Annotated in this window: 21 protein-coding genes; 10 read left to right on the top strand and 11 right to left on the bottom strand. The window is 64.7% G+C overall.

All coding sequences use genetic code 11. The features are described from left to right. Positions 1-12: 12 nt before the first annotated feature. The 3 genes from ACE1EY_RS07805 to ACE1EY_RS07795 are packed head-to-tail and all read right to left on the bottom strand — an operon-like array spanning position 13 to position 2,500. Positions 13-351 (bottom strand): Rieske 2Fe-2S domain-containing protein, encoded by a 339-nt coding sequence (locus ACE1EY_RS07805; RefSeq protein ID WP_291512233.1) that lies wholly within the window; start codon positions 349-351, stop codon positions 13-15. Next, on the bottom strand, positions 348-1,730 hold the full coding sequence (locus tag ACE1EY_RS07800; RefSeq protein WP_370299875.1) for an MFS transporter: 1,383 nt from the start codon (positions 1,728-1,730) through the stop codon (positions 348-350). The genes ACE1EY_RS07805 and ACE1EY_RS07800 overlap by 4 nt, the downstream gene beginning before the upstream one ends. Next, positions 1,727-2,500: an exodeoxyribonuclease III gene (locus ACE1EY_RS07795; protein WP_370299883.1), complete on the bottom strand. Its 774-nt coding sequence runs from the start codon at positions 2,498-2,500 to the stop codon at positions 1,727-1,729. The genes ACE1EY_RS07800 and ACE1EY_RS07795 overlap by 4 nt, the downstream gene beginning before the upstream one ends. A 126-nt stretch (positions 2,501-2,626) precedes the next feature. Between ACE1EY_RS07795 and pyrE the strand changes: the two genes are divergently transcribed. From pyrE to ACE1EY_RS07775, 4 genes are all read left to right on the top strand, one after another. Then, positions 2,627-3,271 carry an orotate phosphoribosyltransferase gene (gene pyrE / locus ACE1EY_RS07790; RefSeq protein ID WP_291512230.1) on the top strand — a complete coding sequence of 215 codons (645 nt, stop codon included), beginning with the start codon at positions 2,627-2,629 and terminating at the stop codon, positions 3,269-3,271. A 5-nt stretch (positions 3,272-3,276) separates the two neighbouring features. Further along, positions 3,277-3,735, top strand: a complete 459-nt coding sequence (locus tag ACE1EY_RS07785) for a hypothetical protein (RefSeq protein ID WP_291512229.1) — start codon at positions 3,277-3,279, stop codon at positions 3,733-3,735. Between the two features lie 26 nt (positions 3,736-3,761). Continuing rightward, positions 3,762-4,388 (top strand): DUF4124 domain-containing protein, encoded by a 627-nt coding sequence (locus tag ACE1EY_RS07780; RefSeq protein ID WP_291512228.1) that lies wholly within the window; start codon positions 3,762-3,764, stop codon positions 4,386-4,388. Positions 4,389-4,457: 69 nt separating this feature from the next. Beyond that, the gene (locus ACE1EY_RS07775; RefSeq protein ID WP_291512227.1) at positions 4,458-5,417 is read left to right on the top strand and encodes a beta-ketoacyl-ACP synthase III; all 960 of its coding nucleotides are present in this window, start codon (positions 4,458-4,460) and stop codon (positions 5,415-5,417) included. Positions 5,418-5,430: 13 nt separating this feature from the next. Here ACE1EY_RS07775 and ACE1EY_RS07770 read toward each other — a convergent pair whose 3' ends face one another. After that, entirely contained in the window at positions 5,431-5,640 is a 210-nt protein-coding gene (locus ACE1EY_RS07770) for a hypothetical protein (RefSeq protein ID WP_291512226.1), read from the bottom strand. Positions 5,641-5,897: 257 nt separating this feature from the next. On the opposite strand from ACE1EY_RS07770, the gene ACE1EY_RS07765 reads away from it, so the two are divergent. Together ACE1EY_RS07765 and ACE1EY_RS07760 are read left to right on the top strand one after the other, a co-directional pair. Continuing rightward, positions 5,898-6,785: a DMT family transporter gene (locus tag ACE1EY_RS07765; protein ID WP_370299874.1), complete on the top strand. Its 888-nt coding sequence runs from the start codon at positions 5,898-5,900 to the stop codon at positions 6,783-6,785. 27 nt (positions 6,786-6,812) lie between these two features. Continuing rightward, positions 6,813-7,208, top strand: a complete 396-nt coding sequence (locus ACE1EY_RS07760) for a hypothetical protein (RefSeq protein WP_291512224.1) — start codon at positions 6,813-6,815, stop codon at positions 7,206-7,208. Between the two features lie 50 nt (positions 7,209-7,258). Here ACE1EY_RS07760 and ACE1EY_RS07755 read toward each other — a convergent pair whose 3' ends face one another. Further along, complete coding sequence (locus ACE1EY_RS07755; protein ID WP_291512223.1) at positions 7,259-7,807, bottom strand: glutathione peroxidase; 549 nt, start codon at positions 7,805-7,807, stop codon at positions 7,259-7,261. Between the two features lie 9 nt (positions 7,808-7,816). Beyond that, positions 7,817-8,872 (bottom strand): NAD(P)-dependent alcohol dehydrogenase, encoded by a 1,056-nt coding sequence (locus ACE1EY_RS07750; RefSeq protein ID WP_291512222.1) that lies wholly within the window; start codon positions 8,870-8,872, stop codon positions 7,817-7,819. A 142-nt stretch (positions 8,873-9,014) separates the two neighbouring features. Between ACE1EY_RS07750 and ACE1EY_RS07745 the strand changes: the two genes are divergently transcribed. The 4 genes from ACE1EY_RS07745 to ACE1EY_RS07730 all read left to right on the top strand — a co-directional run bounded on the left by ACE1EY_RS07745 (position 9,015) and on the right by ACE1EY_RS07730 (position 12,850). Beyond that, positions 9,015-9,482, top strand: coding sequence for a hypothetical protein (locus ACE1EY_RS07745; protein ID WP_291512221.1), 468 nt, complete (start codon positions 9,015-9,017; stop codon positions 9,480-9,482). Positions 9,483-9,565: 83 nt separating this feature from the next. Continuing rightward, positions 9,566-10,864, top strand: a complete 1,299-nt coding sequence (locus ACE1EY_RS07740; RefSeq protein ID WP_291512220.1) for a hypothetical protein — start codon at positions 9,566-9,568, stop codon at positions 10,862-10,864. 111 nt (positions 10,865-10,975) lie between these two features. After that, positions 10,976-12,235, top strand: a complete 1,260-nt coding sequence (locus ACE1EY_RS07735) for a permease (protein WP_291512219.1) — start codon at positions 10,976-10,978, stop codon at positions 12,233-12,235. A gap of 84 nt (positions 12,236-12,319) precedes the next feature. After that, complete coding sequence (locus tag ACE1EY_RS07730) at positions 12,320-12,850, top strand: hypothetical protein (protein ID WP_291512218.1); 531 nt, start codon at positions 12,320-12,322, stop codon at positions 12,848-12,850. Between the two features lie 16 nt (positions 12,851-12,866). Here the strand turns inward: ACE1EY_RS07730 and ACE1EY_RS07725 are convergent, their stop codons facing one another. The 5 genes from ACE1EY_RS07725 to flgJ all read right to left on the bottom strand — a co-directional run. Further along, positions 12,867-13,058: an oxidoreductase-like domain-containing protein gene (locus ACE1EY_RS07725; RefSeq protein WP_291512217.1), complete on the bottom strand. Its 192-nt coding sequence runs from the start codon at positions 13,056-13,058 to the stop codon at positions 12,867-12,869. Positions 13,059-13,210: 152 nt separating this feature from the next. Then, a complete protein-coding gene (locus ACE1EY_RS07720) occupies positions 13,211-13,486 on the bottom strand; it encodes a hypothetical protein (protein WP_291512216.1) in 276 nt (91 codons plus the stop codon). A 48-nt stretch (positions 13,487-13,534) separates the two neighbouring features. After that, on the bottom strand, positions 13,535-14,716 hold the full coding sequence (flgL, locus tag ACE1EY_RS07715) for a flagellar hook-associated protein FlgL (protein WP_291512215.1): 1,182 nt from the start codon (positions 14,714-14,716) through the stop codon (positions 13,535-13,537). Between the two features lie 3 nt (positions 14,717-14,719). Further along, positions 14,720-16,600 carry a flagellar hook-associated protein FlgK gene (flgK, locus tag ACE1EY_RS07710; RefSeq protein ID WP_291512214.1) on the bottom strand — a complete coding sequence of 627 codons (1,881 nt, stop codon included), beginning with the start codon at positions 16,598-16,600 and terminating at the stop codon, positions 14,720-14,722. A 1-nt stretch (position 16,601) separates the two neighbouring features. Continuing rightward, on the bottom strand, positions 16,602-17,518 hold a 917-nt coding region (gene flgJ / locus ACE1EY_RS07705; protein ID WP_370299872.1), incomplete at its 5' end, for a flagellar assembly peptidoglycan hydrolase FlgJ.

Raw genomic sequence — 17,518 nt, 5'->3', positions numbered from 1 at the left:
TGCGATGTCGCTTCAATCGAACGACTCGCCCAGCATCAACAGGCCGTTCTCAACATAAACCTGCACGGGTGTCAGGCGGTCCCCGCGGCAGGGTCCGGCCACGCAGCGCCCCCCGTCCACCTCGAACAATGCGCCATGCAACGAGCACTGGATGTACTGCCGGTCGCTGCTCAGAAAGTCACCCGGCGTCCAATCCATCGGCGAATCCGTGTGCGGGCAACTGTTCAGGTAGGCATGGACCTGCCCGTTCGAATGCACGACGCATAGCGAATAACCGTAGGGGTGCTCGGGCATTTCGAAGCGCGCGCTGCCGGGGTCCGGCAGTTCCGCCAGCCTGCACAATCGCCTCACGCTGCCGCCTCCTCCGCCGTCGCATCTCCCTCCGGTCGCTCGCGCCGACTCCGCCACCACATGTAGATCGACAGCATGATGGCAGGCGTGCCGATCACCGCCGCATAGAGAAAGAACGGCGCATAGCCGGAGGCATCGACGACGATGCCCGAGAAGCCACCGACAATCTTGCCCGGCAAGGTCATCAGCGAGGAAAACAGCGCGTATTGCGTCGCGGTATACGCCGTGCTGGTCAGGCTGGACAGCCAGGCAATGAACACGACATTCGACAGTCCGCCCGCCAGGTTATCTGCCGAGATCACCACCACCAGCCACTGCAGATCCGGCCCGATGCCGGCGAGCAACGCGAACAGCAGATTCGTCGCCGCGACCAGCGCCGCGCCGGCCACGAGCGGGCCGCCCAGCCCGTAACGCGCCACCAGCACACCACCGAGAAACGAGCCGGCGATGGTCATGAAAAAGCCGAAGACCTTGGTCACGCTGGCGATTTCGGACTTGGAGAAGCCCAGGTCCAGATAGAACGGATTCGCCATCACGCCCATGGTGATGTCGGACACGCGGTAGATCGCCACCAGCAACAGAATCGTCAGCGCCAGCCAGCCGTTGCGGCGGAAGAAATCCACGAACGGCCCGACCACCGCGCCGGCAAACCAGGTCACCGCCTGTCGCAGTCGCGACGGCGCCTGCGAGCCGACCACGGCGCCACCCATGCGTGCTTCGAGAATCTCGGTCACACGATCCACCTGCCGCTCCGGCTCGGCGATGCAAAGCGTGGTGATGATGCCGACGCCGACGAAGGCAGCCATGACCTGATAGGCCAGCGTCCAGGAACCGAAGTCAGCGACATAGAACGCGCCAGCACCGGCCACGAGCAGCGCCACCCGGTAGCCGAAGATGTAGGTCGCCGCCATCGCGGCCTGGATTTCGCGGCGCACGGCCTCGATGCGATAGACATCGATGGCGATGTCCTGTGTGGCCGACGAAAACGCCACCAACAACGCCAGCCACGCCACCCAGGCCAGCGAGGCCTGCGGATCGACCATGGACATGCCGACCAGGCCCACCGCGATTCCGATCTGCGCCAGCAACATCCAGCCTCGGCGCTGACCGAGCACGGTGGTCAGCCCAGGCACCGGCAGCCGATCCACGATGGGCGCCCAGAACACCTTGATTGAATAGGTGATGCCCACCCAGGAGAAAAAGCCGATGGCCGTGCGGCTCACGCCCTCGTCCCGTAGCCAGGCCGACAGCGTGGAAAACACCAGCAGAAACGGCAACCCGGCAGAAAAACCGAGAAACGCCATGCCGATCACCCGCGGGTTGCGATAAACCGCCAGCGCGGCCAGCCAGCCGCGGCGAGGTTCGGCAGCCCCCGTCACCGGATCGACCAGTCGTAGTCGATGGTCAGCGGCGCGTGATCGGAAAAGCGCTCGTCCTTGTAGACCGCCGTGGAGCGGATGGCCTGCTTCAGGCTCGGCGTGACCATCTGGTAATCGATGCGCCAGCCCACGTTCTTCGCCCAGGCTTGGCCTCGATTCGACCACCAGGTGTACTGGTCCTCCTGCTGGTTCACGACCCGAAACGCATCCACCCAGCCGACATCGTCAAACAGGGTATCCAGCCAGGCACGCTCTTCCGGCAGGAAGCCGGAATTCTTCTGGTTGGACTTCCAGTTTTTCAGATCGATGTTCCGGTGCGCGATGTTCCAGTCACCGCAGAGCACGTAATCGCGCCCATCGGCCATCATCGCTTTCAGCCGCGGCAAATAAAGATTCAGAAAGCGCCACTTGGATTCTTGCCGGTGATCACCCGACGAGCCGCTGGGCAGATAAAGCGACACGATGGACAGATTGCCGAAGCGCGCCTCGATGGCCCGGCCCTCGGCGTCAAATTCATCGAATCCCAAGCCCCAGTGCACCGTGTCCGGCTGGTGCGGCGTATACAAGGCCACGCCGCTGTAACCCGGCTTGTTCGCATCGCAGTAATAGGCGTGCCAACCCTCCGGAAAGAAGCTCGCATCCAGCTGATTGATCTTCGCTTTGGTCTCCTGAATGCAGACGGCATCCGCGTTCTGCTTCGGCAGCCAGTCGAAAAAGCCCTTGCGGGACGCGGCACGGATGCCGTTGGCGTTCAGCGAAATGATGCGCATGGAGTATGAGGGTCTGGACACGTCGAGCGCCGTCCGTCATCGCGATGGCGTTCTGCGCGTTGGGAATGGATAAGGGAAACACTGGTTATCATAGAAGCTCAGCTTTGCACCGGCTACGACCCGATCATGACCCCCGCCGCCCAAACCCTGATTCACACCGCGCTGGAGCGCGGCGCCCTCAAGCTGGGCGAGTTCACGCTGAAGTCGGGGCGACCGAGCCCCTACTTCTTCAATTTCGGCGCGCTGGATAACGGCGCGGCGCTGATGCAGGCGGCCGAAGCCTATGCCGATCTGCTGATCGACACGGAGTTCGACGTGCTCTTCGGCCCGGCGTACAAGGGCATACCGCTGGTTGCGGCCATTGCCGTGGTCATGGCGCGCCGCGGCCGCTCCGTGGCCTTTGCCTACAACCGCAAGGAAGCCAAGAGCCACGGCGAGGGCGGCAACCTGGTGGGCGCCCCCGTCACCGGCCGCATCGCGCTGGTCGACGATGTCGTCACGGCCGGCACCGCGATTCGTCAGGCCATTGAGATGGTGCGTGCCGCCGGCGGGCAGCCCGTCCTGGCAGTCGTCGCCCTGGACCGGCAGGAAGCCGGCCCGGACGGTCGCTCGCCGCTGGCCAGCCTGGCGGATCATGAGCAGATCGGCGTGCAATCACTGTTCACCGCAGCCGACGTGGCCAACACCATCGAGACCAGCCAGCCCGGCGCGGCGGATGCGATTCGCCGTCATCTCGGAGAATATGGCGCAGGTGCGGCCAAAGCGAGTTAGCGCGCATGGCGGGGGAGCAACACATCCAACAGCATTCAGCGCATCAGGTGTCAGCGGCGGATCGCAAATTCCGCACGGCTTTCGAGTCGGGTGACTGGCCCACCGACGCCTTCGACCACGCTGCCCATATCCGGCTGGCCTACATCTATCTCTGCGAGCAGCCGGTCAACAGCGCCCAAGAGCGAATCGTTCAGGCCATCCGCGGCTACCTCGCCCGCCACGGCCTGCCCGCAGACAAATTTCACGTGACGCTAACCCGCGCTTGGATGCTGGCCGTTCACCACTTCATGGCGCAGTCACCGCCGAGCCGATCGGCGGCCGCGTTTCTCGCTGCAAACCCACGCTTGCGCGACAGCCGGATCATGCTCACCCACTATTCCGAAGCACGACTGTTTTCACCCGATGCGCGGAGCAGCTTTCTGGCGCCCGATAGACAGCCGATACCAACTAGCGAAATGTGCTGATACGCAGAACGCGACCGGAGACTGGCATGACCCGATGGCTCACATTGTTGCTATTGCTTGGCGTGGCCAGCACCGGCCTGGCGCAGAAAAAGGTTTACCGCTGGGTCGACGAGAATGGTCAGATCCATTACGGCGATCGCATCCCACCCCGATACGCCAAGACGGAGCGCGCCGAGATCAACGAACGCGGCGTGGTCGTGGACGTGAAAGAGCGAGAAAAAACCGTCGAAGAGGTCGCCGCGGAACAAGCCGCTGCTGATGCGGCCGCGCTCGAGGTCAAACGCGTCGAAGAGCAGGCACGCTACGACCGATACCTGCTCTCGTCCTACAACAGCGTGGCCGATCTCATGGCGGTGCGTGACGACCGGCTTAATCTACTCGGCTCCCGCTTGGAACTCGCGCGCAAGAATGTCGCCGACACCGAGAAGACCCTCACCACACTGATTGCGCGGCGCAAGAAAGCCGCCGACGCAAATCGCGAAATACCCGAAAAACTGAACAAGCAGATCGCCGAATACGAATCCAGCCTCGTCAACAGCTTGCGCAGCGTGAGCGGGCTCGAAGAAGAGCAAACCGCAACGCGGCGCAAGTTCACCGACGACATCGAACGCTACCTCGAGCTTCGTAACCAGAGCGTGGCAACCACGCCCTAAACCGTTCACTATGCCCACTGCCTGCTAGCGCCCCTGGCCGGCCCGCCATTCGACTTCAGGACACACGCGTTGCGCTATTCCCGCATCACCGGCACCGGAAGCGACCTGCCGGAACGCATCGTCACCAACACCGAGCTGGAATCCCGCATCGACACCAACGATGCCTGGATCGTCTCGCGTACCGGCATCGAGGCCCGACATGTGGCCGCCGACCATGAATCCACCAGCGATCTCGCCCTGCGTGCGGCCGAACGCGCGATGGAATCCGCCGGCGTCACCACCGACGATATCGACCTGATCATCGTCGCCACGACCACGTCGGACATGGTGTTTCCGTCCACCGCCTGCATTCTCCAAGCCAAGCTCGGCGTCAAACAGGGCGCGGCATTCGACGTCCAGGCCGTATGCACCGGCTTCATCTACGCGCTGGCCACGGCCGACAAGATGGTCGCCAGCGGCGCGCACAAATGCGCGCTGGTCGTCGGAGCCGAGGTCTTCTCGCGCCTGCTCGACTGGAACGACCGCCGCACCTGTGTGCTGTTCGGTGACGGCGCCGGCGCGGTCGTGATCCAGCAAAGCGACGAGCCGGGCATCTACTCCAGCCACCTGCATGCCGATGGCAGCTACGCCCACATTCTCCGGGTGACCGGCGGCATCGCCGAAGGCAAGGTTCGCGGCAACCCCTATCTGGAAATGGACGGCCAGGCCGTCTTCAAGCTGGCCGTTCGCGTGCTCGGCGAATGCGCCCAGGAAGCCCTGAGCCACAACAGCATGAGCGCCGATGAGCTGGACTGGCTCATCCCACACCAGGCCAACATGCGCATCATCAACGCCACGGCCGATCGCATGAAACTGCCGATGAGCCAGGTCGTCACCACGGTCGCCCGCCACGGCAATACGTCGGCCGCCTCAGTGCCACTCGCGCTGGACACCGCCGTCCGCGATGGCCGGGTGCAAACAGGGCAAAACGTCATGCTGCAAGGCGTTGGCGGCGGCATGACCTGGGGCTCGATTCTGCTGCGCTGGTGATCAGCGGCGGCGCCTAGTCTGGCCGCAGTTCCTCCTCGCGAAGCTGCTGGTACTCCTCATACGACATCTCGGCCTGCGCCTCGCAAGAGACCCGCTGACTCTCGTCCAGCTTGTCGCAATCCTCCGAACGCCAGGATTCCGAACCCTCGTAGATCGAACGATAGGTACAGGCGCCTAAGGGCAAAGCCGCCAGCACCAGCACCATCATCATCAATCGTCGCATCACACCCTCTCATTCACCTTGGTGTTCTGACCAGCCGTCCATGGAGGACAGCAATTTCAGGATAGTGCCCGATGGTCGGTCATGACACGCAGCGTAACCTGGGCCGGAGACACTGACACTGCGTCGCGGCAGCTGACCCAGCAGCCACGATCACCTGCATTGTGCCGCCGAACGGCGCCGATCTGGAACGGCCGCGTCGGCTCGTGATCGAAGGCAGATCAATTCGATTTTCCGACGTGGCGGTCACAAGGAATGGCATGAGGCTCGCGAGTACAACCCTGGTGATGCTGGCGGCGCTCTGCTGGGGGCTGTCGGGCGGCATTGGCGGCATCCTGATGGACGACGGCTGGGACCCGTTCGTCGTGTCGTTCTACCGGGGCGCAATCGGCCTGCTCTGCGTGCTTCTGTGGCTGGCGCTGCGACCGCGCGGCAGCGGCCTTAGCAATCCACGGCTTTGGGGCTGGTCTGCGCTGGCCGGCCTCGGCGTGGCGGGCAATTTCGCCTTTTACTTCCTGAGTATTGCCGAAGGTAGCGTCGCGGTGGCGGCCACGCTGATGTACTGCGCGCCGGTGTTCGTTTATCTGACTTCGTTCGTGCTCAGGCTCGAACGCCCGAGCCCGCTCAAGTGGGCCGCCATCGCACTGGTGCTGCTGGGCGTTGTTCTGCTCACGGACGTTTACGACATCCGGAGTGGCGGCGTTTCGCTAATCAGCGCTGGCGCCGGCCTGCTTTCGGGGCTGTCGTACGCCGTGTTCATTTTCGGCCTCAAGTTCGCTGCACCGCATGGCAGCCCGCAGGCCATTCTGGTCGTCGCCTTCCTGGTCCTGGGCGTGGCACTGATCTGGCCGGGCGATGCGGGCCAGACCGCGGCTGTGCTGTCGTCGTCGCGCTGGCCGCTGTTCCTGGGTCTCGGCGTGCTCGGTGCCGGATTGTCATTTGTGCTCTATGTCATCGGCCTGAAGCACACCGCGCCGGCCGTCGCGTCAATCGTGGCAATGGTCGAGCCGGTCACGGCATCGTTGTTCGGGGTTCTGGTCCTTGACGAGGGGCTCGCCGGCCTGCAGGTCTTGGGGATGGCACTGATTCTGGTGGCCGTCACGACCCTGAGCGTATATTCGAGCCGTCGGCGTCCCGCCCATACCTGAGTGTTGCCAAAACCCATGCGTTTCTTGATGGCCTTGTGGAGAAGCTTCCAGTGCCTTCCGCTGCGCGTACGGATCTGGATCGTCGTGATCCTGGCACCGGTCAACTTCGCCACGCTCGCCTTTCTCGGGCATCCAGGCTCCGCGCTGGTGGCCGCGCTCGCCATCGCAGGCATTGCGCTCAACATCATTCCGCTGTGGCGGGACCGCGGTTTCACCACCGCCATGGCGATCCCGCATGTGCTGTGCTGGACACCACTCGTCGGGGTGCTCGCGTCCCTGCTGTTCTTTTCGGATGTGACGCTGGCAGCCGGCTACCGCTACTTTCTGACCGTGCTGCTGGCCTGCGACCTGCTGTCGCTGCGCTGGGATATCCCCGATACGGTGAAATGGTTGCGGAACCGCAGAACCGTCCACGGCCCGTGAACGCGCGGGTGGAAACGGGCCACGGCCAACACGGCCGCGACCCGAACCAGCTAGCTCAGAGCGGCGTCGATCGCCGACAGCACGCGATCATCTTCCGGCGGAATATCGGGTGCGAAACGCCCGACGACCTCCCCGCTACGATTCACTAGAAATTTTTCGAAGTTCCAGGCGACGTCGCTGGCAGATTCCGGCCCCAGCCCGTGCTCGTCCAGCTTGGCCATCAGCTCACTGGGGTCGTTGGCGGTGGCGGCTGGCTGCGCCTCGATGAGGGCCGAGTACAGCGGGTGGATGTCCGGCCCCTTGACGGAGATCTTTTCCGCGAGCGGGAACTGCACCCCGAACCGGCCTTTGCAGAAGGCGACGATTTCCTCGTTGGTGCCGGGTTCCTGCCCGGCGAAGTTATTCGCCGGAAAGCCCAGCACGACGAGTCCCTCGCCGCGCTTGTCCTCGTATAGCGTTTCCAGCGCATCGTACTGTGGGGTGAGCCCACACTTGGACGCGACGTTGACGATCAACACGACGGAGCCGGCGTAGTCGCCGAGCGTGGCCTGCGTTCCGTCCATCTGGGTGAACGGAATAGCTGTGATGTTGTTGCTCATAGATGTTTCCTAGGCGGCCTTCAGAGACTGCATGTCGATGACGAAGCGGTACTTCACGTCGCCCTTTTTCATACGGGCATAGGCTTCGTTGATGTTCTGGATGTCGAGCATTTCCACGTCACATTCGATGCCGTGTTCGGCGCAGAAGTCCAGCACTTCCTGGGTCTCGGGAATACCGCCGATGAGCGAGCCTGCGAGCACGCGACGCTTGCGCACCAGAGCGCCCGCCATCAATGGTGGGTCCACCGGCTCCATGAGGCCGACGATGATGTGCACGCCATCAACCTTCAGGCAGTTCAGATAGGGATTCAGGTCGTGCGGCACCGGGACCGTGTCCAGCAGGTAGTGGAATCGGCTGCGCGCGGCCTTCATCTGTGCCGGATCGGTCGAGATGATGACGTGATCCGCACCCTGGGCCTTGGCCTCGGCCCGCTTGCTCTCAGAGCGCGTAAAAATCGTCACCTCCGCGCCCATGGCCTTGGCGAACTTGACGCCCATGTGCCCGAGGCCGCCCATGCCAATCACGCCCACCTGATCGCCCGCCTTGACTCCGAAATGCCGCAAGGGCGAGTAGGTGGTGATGCCGGCGCACAAAATCGGCGCGGCGGCGGCGGGGCTCAGCTTGTCGGGAATCTGCAGGACGAAATCCTGATGCACGACCACGGCTTCGGAGTAGCCGCCGTAGGTCACCGATTGGTCATGCCGATCAATGCCGTTATACGTGCTGACCATGCCGGCATCGCAGTACTGCTCCAGACCACGCTGACAGGGCTCGCAGCTACGGCAGGAATCGACAATACAGCCCACGCCCACCTGATCACCCACGCGGTGCTTGCTGACCTGATCGCCGACCGCCGTGACGCGCCCGATGATCTCGTGCCCAGGCACCACGGGGTACATCGTGCCGCCCCAGTCGTTCTCGGCGAAATGGATATCGGTGTGGCATACGCCGCAATAGTCGATCTCGATGGCCACGTCGTCCGGCCGGAGTGCACGGCGTTCGATGTCGTGAGGATGCACACCGGAGGTTTCGGATTGAGCGGCATAGGCTTTGACTGAGCTCACGCGCGTTCCTTGGTTGGGGATGGGGGCGCCTATTGTGCGCGGTGCGCCGCCCGCATCCCAACCCGTTCACCGGGTTCGCCCCATCAAGCCCCGCGGCGGGCGCTGCTAAACTGCTGATCCACTTCCGACGCTGTCACCCGGAATGCCACGCACCCTCTTTCATCGAACCACCCTGACGCTCGTGTTCGGCGGCGCGCTGCTCGTCACCGGCTGCGAAGGGGGTGAAGATTCCGGCACCGTCGGCGCCTGCGTGAACCTGGCGAACGACGAAGTGCTGCACATCGACGACGCGTCCGGCACCACCACCGATGCCACCATCGGCGAGATCGTGCTGTCCGGCTTCGCCATCGATGGCGACGCGATCAGCGCCGAATCGATCGCCGCCGGGCGCTCGACCAACATCACCCTAGACGGCAATGCGCTGAACTGCGTGCTGCCCTGTTCCTTCGGCACCGAGCCCGGCACCTGGACATTCGGCGCATCGGCCGACGGCTACGAGCTGACACCACAGGAAGTCGAAGCCGAGTACAACCGATTTGTGGGCGGCTGCCCGTCCTACGACGAGGACGGCACGCACGTGTCGATCACCCTGGACGAAAGCGGCGTTTGAGTTTCGAAACCGGTCCCGCTGTCACGCGCGTTTCACGCATCAGCATTAGGCTTTCGCGGCTTCGCAATCACCCTAAATCAACCATGCCGAACCACGCTACCCGCTGGGCAGTCGCCGGCCTCGTGGTGCTGTGCGCAGGTTGTGGAACCAGTTCCACACCCGAATCCACCGCCCCGCCTGTCGACACGCCCACCGAGCCCCCGGATACCGTGGCCTGTGCGCCGTACGCCGGCACACCGACCACCGCCCTTCGGTACTTCGAGGGCACGATGCACGAGCACACAAGCTATTCGGATGGCGACATCCTCAGCGTGCCGGCAGACGTGTTCGCGCAGGCCAAAGAACGCGGCAACTCGTTCGTCGGCGCATCGGATCACTCCGACACGCTGGATGCGGGCGTCTTCATCTCGGTCGGTAGCGACTGCTTCACCACACCGGACGGCTTGCTAACCTGCCTGACGCCGGCCGGGACTGACAGTCTGGCGAAGTGGAGCGCGACGGCCGAGCAGATTGCCGCCGCATCGGATGACGACTTTCTGGCGATCCGCGGCTTCGAGTGGACGTCTGACCGCTTCGGCCACATCAACGTCTACTTCTCGCAGAACTTCTCCAACGCCAAGACCGACGGCGGGTACTTCGCCACGCTGGAGACCTTCTGGAGCTGGTTGAGCCGTGCACCGGATGCCGTTGGCGCCGGCGGTAGCGCCACGGCGCCTGTGCCTTTTGGCGGCGGCGCTGACGGGCTCGCACATTTCAACCATCCCACCGACAAGTGCCTGGCCGACGACGATCCGGGCTGCGACTGGTACCAGTTCGAGCTGGTGCCGGCCGTGGTGGAGCAGATGTTCGGCATGGAGCTCTACAACGGGGGTGGCCGTCGCGACCGCTATGTCGACTCGTTCCACACGGCGCTGGACCGAGGCTGGCGGCTGTCTCCGATCGGCTCGGAAGACGAACACGGCACGGACTGGGGCGGCGACGGCCTCGCCAAGACGGTGACCCTGGCCACCGATCTGAGCGAAGCCGCCTTTCGTGAGGCCTGGAGCGCCCGCCGCACCTACGCCCAGGTTGCCGGCACGCATCTGGAGATCGCGTTCCAGGCCGCCGACCATCCGATGGGCAGTGAACTGCAATGCGAACCCGGCACCGCGGTTCCGATCACGGCCAGCGTGCGACATACCGCCGGCGGGCCATTCGCGGGCACCCTGCAGCTGGTCACGAGTGCCGGCGAGGTCATCGCGGAATCGGCGACCGAACAGCTCAGCACCACGGTCACCAGTGGCGACACCCGGCGCTGGTACTACCTGCGCGTCAACAACCCCGACGGCGAATCGCTGGCCTTCGCCGCGCCGGTCTGGATCGAACCACCGACCACGCCATAAAACCAGACGGGAACACAGCCCCGTCCGTCTTGTCGGTATAAGACCGCATGTGAATTCAGACGCGGAGGCAGGGACGCATCCGCAGCACATGTCGGCAGCTTGGAGTTCGACATGGACGGTTTTCTGCAGAACTGGGCCAAGGCTGCGCTCACCAGCACCGGCTTTTTCTGGATGGCGCTTTGGGCCTTTGCCCTCGGCTACCTGATCAGCAGCCTGATCCAGGTGCTGGTCACCCAAACCCGCATGCAACGGCTAATGGGCAAGGAAGGCCCTCGCAGCATGCTGCTGGGCACGGCGTTCGGCTTCATCTCCAGTTCCTGCAGTTTCGCCGCGCTTTCGACCACCCGAGCGCTGTTCCAGAAAGGCGCGGGCCTGGCACCGGCCATGGCGTTTTTGCTCGCCTCGACCAACCTGGTCATCGAACTCGGCATCGTCATCGCGCTGTTCCTCAGCTGGCACTTCGTCGTCGGCGAGTATGTCGGCGGCCTGCTGCTGATCGGCTTCGCCTGGTTGTTCATCAAGATCACCCGGCCCCGTCGCCTGGTGGAACGTGTTCGCGAGCGTCTTGGCGGCGACGAGCAACAGGATGGCCATGCCGTCCGCTCAGCCTGGGACAAGCTGCAATCACGCGACGGTTGGCAGGCGATCGGCCAGTCCTATGTCATGGAATGGCAGATGGTCTGGAAGGACGTGCTGATCGGCTTCACCATCGCCGGCATCATTGCCGCGTTTGTACCGGATGCCTTTTTCGAAACGCTGTTCGTGGGTTCCGGTAGCGGCAGCGAACCGGGCTTCGGCGCCGTGCTGGCACAAACCCTGATCGGCCCGTTCGCAGCCTTTGCGACGTTCATCGGGTCCATGGGCAATATCCCGCTCGCCGCCCTGCTCTACGAGCGCGGCGTCAGCTTCGCCGGGGTCATGGCGTTCATCTTTTCCGATCTGGTCGTGCTCCCCGTACTGCGCATCAACGCCCAGTACTACGGCTGGAAAATGGCGCTCTACATCCTCGTGATGCTGCTGTCCGGGCTGGTCGTGGTATCGCTGGCGATGCACTACGGGCTGATGGCACTGGATCTGCTGCCGCAAGGCCAGAGCGGCAGCGGGTCAGGCGGCGGGCAGCAACGCGACCTGTTCAAGCTCAACTACGGCTTCGTGCTGAACCTGATCTTCCTCGCCGTGAGCGCTGCGCTGGGCTGGTTGTGGTGGTCGGGCAAACAAAGCGGCGGCGGCCACGCTCACCACCACGACCACGGCGGCAGTTCACGCAGCGAGCAAATCCTCAAGGTCTGCGCGGCCATCGCTGCGGCCTGGCTGCTCGGCGGCCTCGGCGCGGCGGCGCTGCCGGGGGTGCAGGCGTCGACTGGCGGCTAGGCGCAGGCCCGGTCAATCGCGGGCTGGCCACACCGGTCACCATCGCCGTTAGACTGGTGATTCATGACTGAACAATGACGATTGATGATGTATTCGAGATGGATCCTGGGCGTGATTTGCCTCGCCGCGGTCGCAGCGGCCACCGCAAAACCACCAGAACGCCTCCAGCAAACCATCAGCCGCGACTATGCTGAGTCCGTCGAACCGCGCATGCTGGCAAATGCGGTGAAGCTGGCGCTGGTGATCGAGGAATGGGAGCGGGTGGACGAGCAGGCGGATGCGCTGCTCGCCTACAACAATATCCGTGACAAGCACGAGGTCTGGGTCAGGATCGAGATCGCCGAAACCACCGTGCACGTCCACTTCCAGAAGAGTGAAAACCTCGATGAGAAGCCCTGCTTCACGCGGCGGGAGCTCAAAGGCATCTGCAATCAGGACGGCAAGAAACCGGCGATGTGCGAGGACGAATCCCTGGTTCCCACCTGCATTCACGACAACTATTTCGCCTGGATCGACGAATTGCTGGACGCAGTGCCCTTCGCGGCGAGACGTCTGGAGATTTTTCGATCCCAGGACGCCACCGCGCCTGAACCGGACACGACGCCGACACCCTAAGCCAGCTGTGCGGCGATCAGCCCGCGGCGGGGTTTCGCTGCCGCCAAGCGGTTAGCGCGCGCTCGTAGGCCCGCTGCTGGTCGGCGTACATGTCCCAGACGCAAGGATCACAACCCGTTTCGCAACAGTCGAAGGGCAAGGGTTTCTCGGGCGGATTGGGCTTGGGGTCGGCGGGCTGGTCGGTGGTCACGCGATCACGGGTCAACATGGAAAGCCGCTCATTCTACCGGCTACCGGTCGGACCTCAGGCCGCCGCTTCCACGGACTGCCGGGCTGCCACAGCCAGATCCGGCAACGCTGCGTCCAGGGTTTCGACTGCCGGCCGATACAGATACGCGATCGTGTTGGTCTCCACGACGACTATCCGCGGCCTTCCCGCTTGGCTCGCTGGAAATCGATCGGATCAAGCCGCCCGGCATCCACCCGGTCACGAAGCAACCGCGCTGACGCAATAACCGACCGCGCGGATACGTTCTGTGGCGTCAGTGAGGCCTCTAGCCGATGGATTCGCTCGCGGTTGATCCCGCGGTGACCGGCCTGCGCAGACGCCTTGAACGGCTTGTACAGCGCATCCGGGATGGGCTTGGCGGTGATGGCGGGCGTGGACAAGCGCACAGGCTGAGGCAGAAACACCATTCGCGTTCCCCCATGGTTGCCCTGCCATGCCCCCGGATTCAAGCGGCGCTATAACAGCCTGAACAGCGATAACCCCTGCATCCTCACCAGCGTCTGCTGCGCGGCTTCCAGCGCGGTGATCTGCAGCGACAATCGGCTGGCGGCTTCGGCGATGTCCACGTCGCGCAGGTCCGACAGCGTGCCCATCAGTTCCACCGCGACGCCTTCATGCGAATCCTCGGCCCGGTCCAGCGTTTGCAGGCCGTTGCCTACCGACGCCCGCAGATCGATCACGTGTTTGGTGGCGGATTCCACGTTGTCCAATCCGCGATAAAGCGCGGTGGTCAATTGCGCACGACTGGCCGAGGAGCCATCGAAAGCCGCCAGGGCTCCAGCGATCTGGTCCAGCGTGGCGAACACATCCTGCTGCCCACCGGGCAGCACCGCGAAGCTGTCACCGTCGGCCGGCTGATCGTCGAAACCCAGCGTCACGCCGTCCACGGTGAAGCTTTCGCCGGGGGTATAGACACCGCTGCCCAGCGTATTGCCGCCCTCGTCGGCCACTGTCCAGTTGCCGGCTTCGAAGCGGACGCTCCAGGGCAGACCGGCCGGGCTGGCGGCGGTATCCACCGCCAACTGGCCAAGCGAAGCCGTACCGGTGTTGCCCGCGGCGGCGGTCACCGCCATCGCCGCCGGAACGGCCATGAACACGTCGCCCCCGGTGTGACCATCGGCCAGCGACTGATTCGGCCCGATGCGGATCGACCGCGTCTGTGCGTCGCCCAGGTAGCTGGCGCCTGAACCGCTCGCCGCAAAGGCCTGACCGGTTTGTCGCGTGCCGGCAAACAGGGCATTGCCATCGGCATCCTGACGGTTCGCGATGCCGTACACCGCGTCAATCTGGGCGCGCAGCTGCTCGGCCAGCGACTGCGCGGTCGAGGCATCCATGGCGGCGCCGCCGCCCTGAATCGTCAGTTCACGCACCGTGTTGAGCACCCCGGTCAGCTCGTCCAGCGCCGCCTCCTCGCCGATCAGGCGCTCGCGAACCTGACCGATGCTGGACTGGTAGCGCGCGATCTGCTCCAACGCGGAATCCAGCGCCACGCCGCGCGCCGCTGCAGCCGGGTCATCGCCGGCGCGGGTCAGGCGTTCGCCGGAGGCGATCTGCGCCTGAGTCTTGGCGATCTCGGCGGTTTTCTGCTGGATCATCTCCAGGGTTCGGGTCTGAAAGGCCTGGGTAGAAATGCGCATGGTCTATCTCCTCACCGCCGACAACAGGGTGTCGAACAGCCCAGAGGCCACCGACAGCACCTGCGCCGCGGCCTGGTAGGCCTGCTCGAAGCGCATCAGATTGGCAGCCTCTTCATCCAAATTGACGCCGGAAATCGCATCCTGTTCCGCCAGATCGGCGGACTGGATGGTCTGGGCGCCCGCATAGGCCGCCTCGGCGGTCGCGGCGTGGTTGCCCACCGTGCTGACCAGCCGGGCCGCGGCATCTGCCGGGCGATCCAGACCATCGCGCATCCAACTGGAACCGGCCAGATCGGCCAGCGCCTGTGCAGCGCGGTTGTCCGCCGAGCCAGCTCCCGTGGGCGACAGATCAAAGCGGTCACCAGCGGCCGGTGTACCGGTGAATGTCAGCCGGGTACCGTTCACCAGTACGCCGGTCTGTGCGTCATAGGGGACCGCGGCGCCGCCATCGATCGAAACCTGATCAGGCGCCGTGAACACAAGACTGGCCGCCGCCCCGAACCCCGCCGCATCGCCCTGCTCCGCCGTGACCTGATCAACGGCGAGGGTGCCGGTATTGGTGGCGGAGGCCTCGACATTGAGGGCACCGGCCGCGGCAATGCCATCGGGATCGCTTAGCTGCATGCGCACCGCGCCGAGCGCACTGCCCAGGTCCACACGAAAGCGGTCATTCGCTGCCGGCGTGCCGCCGACCACCACGCTCAAACCATCGATCATCAGGGGATCATCGGCCGTGCCAGCGCCGGACAGGGCCACGGCCGTGCCACCATCCACGCGCAGCCATTGACTGCCGTCGAACCGCAGTTCCGGATCATGGCCCGGCAGGTTTCCCGGATCGGCCACGCTCACGGTCAGGCCGGCACCGCCGCTATTCGCCGCGTGCGCCTGCACCCCAATGCTGGCCGATGAAAACACCGCCCCACCGGCCTGGCCATCCGGCGTCATGCCCTGGGCGTGCACGGCGTTGAATTGCTCGGTGATTCCGAGCGCCAGCTGGGTGAGTTGCCCCCGCGTGGCGCTCAGGCCATCGGAGGCCGCGAGAATCCCGCCCAACCGGCCGCCCCCGACCTGATTGCTGATGTTGACCACGCCGCCCTGGGTTTCGATGCCCAGCTGCGGCAGGCTGCCGCCCAGAGGATCATCGACCACGGTGAGCGAGTAGGCCTGCGCTCCCAGCACCAGCGCCTGGCCGGACTGCGCGAATACGTTCAGCTCGCCGGTGTCGGACATCACGGTGCGAATATCAAGCTCGCCGGCCAGCGTACGGATCAGCTCATCACGCTGGTCCAGCAAGTCGTTCGGCGGGTTACCGCCCGACCGGCCCGTCGCCAGTGCAATCTGCTCGTTCAGATCCGCGATCTGCGATGACAGCCCATTCGTCGATGCCACAGCCGATTCAAACTCGAACGCCAGCTCGCCATCCAGCGCCTGGAATTGATGCGACAGCGTGCCGATCCGGCGGACAAAATCCTCGCCCGCCGCCAGCAGCGACTGGCGCGCCGCGGTGGAGGTCGGGTCGGCCGCCACGGCTTCCACCGCGGTGAAGAAACCGTCCAGGCCCGCCCCCACCGACAGGCTGCTGTCGGACAGCAGCGAATCCAGCCGCACGGCCAGTTCGCTTTGCATCTGGAAGTACCCGACCTGGCTGGCACCGCTGACCAGACGCTGCTGCACCAGATCACTGGCGCTGCGCGTCACCGTGCTGGCGTACACGCCATTGCCGTAAACGCCCTGACCGGTGGCGGTCGGCGTGCGGGTCGACAGGGTCACCTGCTGCCGTGAGTAACCGACGGTGTCCACGTTGGCGACGTTGTGGCCGATGGTATCCAGCGCCCGCCGGTAGGACAGCAGCGCCGAGGAGCCGATACTGAATAGATCACTCATGTCACGCGCCCGATGCCGCAGCCTGCGGCGGTAGATTCAAGGTGGCCCCCTGCGGGCCGGAAGGCGGCGGATCGGCGGTCCATGACTGCATCATCGGCCCGTTGGCGATCCGCTTGAGCTTGTCGGCATAAGCCGGGTCGGTGGCGTAGCCGGCCGCCTGCAGCGATTCGGCGTAGCGGCCACCGTCGTCCGCGTTCGCCAGCGCCGTGGCATAACGTGGCTGCGCCTGCAGGAAGGCGACATAGTCCTCCACGCTCTGCTCGTAGGAGTCGTAGGCCCGGAAGCTGTCGTTCAGATTCACCCGGTGTCCGCCGATGTATTCATGCGTCATCACGTCCACGCTGCGCTGACTGCTCTGCGCCTTGATGCCGAACAGGTTGAAGCTCGACTGTCCGCCGGCATCGGCCGGAATCGACTGCCCCCAACCGGTTTCCAGCGCGGCCTGCGCCATGACAAAGCGCGGGTCCACTCCCAGCTTGCCAGCGGCGCGCTCGATGATCGGCGCCAGTGTCTGGACGAAAGCCTCGGGCGATTCGAAGCCGGCATCCTGGCCGGCCGGCGAACGCGCGGTGGCGTCGGTGTACAACGGCAGCGCCGCGCGCACACCGCTCATGCCCGCCTGGCGCTGGAACTGCTCGATCATCATGTCCGCCAGCCCCAGCCCGCCGGCGGCGCTGATGCTCTTGGCCACCTCCTGATCCAGCATGTCGCGGTACATGCCGCCGCTGTTGCCGGTCAGGTCGTCACCGAATTCGGTCGCGCGCATCGACTGCAGCATCATCTGGGTGAACAGCGATTCGAACGCCAGCGCCGCCTCGCGCAGCGACTCGACGTTCTGCGCGGCCCCGGCCTGCCCGGCCAACCGTTCGACACCGCCGACCGCGGTGGCGCCCAGCGGATTGAGGGTGGCGGCATCCA

The organism is Abyssibacter sp., from assembly GCF_964229365.1.
In the GTDB taxonomy this organism is placed as follows: domain Bacteria; phylum Pseudomonadota; class Gammaproteobacteria; order Nevskiales; family OUC007; genus Abyssibacter.
Note: the sequence above shows the minus strand (reverse complement) of the source record. Positions and strands in the feature narration are given on the sequence as shown.

What these genes read in the sequence shown, in the direction of transcription:
- ACE1EY_RS07765 (WP_370299874.1), top strand. Translation starts at nt 5,898, where the DNA reads ATGAGGCTCGCGAGTACAACCCTGGTGATGCTGGCGGCGCTCTGCTGG.
- ACE1EY_RS07795 (WP_370299883.1), bottom strand. Translation starts at nt 2,500, where the DNA reads ATGCGCATCATTTCGCTGAACGCCAACGGCATCCGTGCCGCGTCCCGC.
- ACE1EY_RS07760 (WP_291512224.1), top strand. Translation starts at nt 6,813, where the DNA reads ATGGCCTTGTGGAGAAGCTTCCAGTGCCTTCCGCTGCGCGTACGGATC.
- ACE1EY_RS07725 (WP_291512217.1), bottom strand. Translation starts at nt 13,058, where the DNA reads ATGTTGACCCGTGATCGCGTGACCACCGACCAGCCCGCCGACCCCAAG.
- pyrE (WP_291512230.1), top strand. Translation starts at nt 2,627, where the DNA reads ATGACCCCCGCCGCCCAAACCCTGATTCACACCGCGCTGGAGCGCGGC.
- ACE1EY_RS07740 (WP_291512220.1), top strand. Translation starts at nt 9,566, where the DNA reads ATGCCGAACCACGCTACCCGCTGGGCAGTCGCCGGCCTCGTGGTGCTG.
- ACE1EY_RS07730 (WP_291512218.1), top strand. Translation starts at nt 12,320, where the DNA reads ATGATGTATTCGAGATGGATCCTGGGCGTGATTTGCCTCGCCGCGGTC.
- flgL (WP_291512215.1), bottom strand. Translation starts at nt 14,716, where the DNA reads ATGCGCATTTCTACCCAGGCCTTTCAGACCCGAACCCTGGAGATGATC.
- flgK (WP_291512214.1), bottom strand. Translation starts at nt 16,600, where the DNA reads ATGAGTGATCTATTCAGTATCGGCTCCTCGGCGCTGCTGTCCTACCGG.
- ACE1EY_RS07735 (WP_291512219.1), top strand. Translation starts at nt 10,976, where the DNA reads ATGGACGGTTTTCTGCAGAACTGGGCCAAGGCTGCGCTCACCAGCACC.
- ACE1EY_RS07745 (WP_291512221.1), top strand. Translation starts at nt 9,015, where the DNA reads ATGCCACGCACCCTCTTTCATCGAACCACCCTGACGCTCGTGTTCGGC.
- ACE1EY_RS07785 (WP_291512229.1), top strand. Translation starts at nt 3,277, where the DNA reads ATGGCGGGGGAGCAACACATCCAACAGCATTCAGCGCATCAGGTGTCA.
- ACE1EY_RS07755 (WP_291512223.1), bottom strand. Translation starts at nt 7,807, where the DNA reads ATGAGCAACAACATCACAGCTATTCCGTTCACCCAGATGGACGGAACG.
- ACE1EY_RS07720 (WP_291512216.1), bottom strand. Translation starts at nt 13,486, where the DNA reads ATGGTGTTTCTGCCTCAGCCTGTGCGCTTGTCCACGCCCGCCATCACC.
- ACE1EY_RS07770 (WP_291512226.1), bottom strand. Translation starts at nt 5,640, where the DNA reads ATGCGACGATTGATGATGATGGTGCTGGTGCTGGCGGCTTTGCCCTTA.
- ACE1EY_RS07780 (WP_291512228.1), top strand. Translation starts at nt 3,762, where the DNA reads ATGACCCGATGGCTCACATTGTTGCTATTGCTTGGCGTGGCCAGCACC.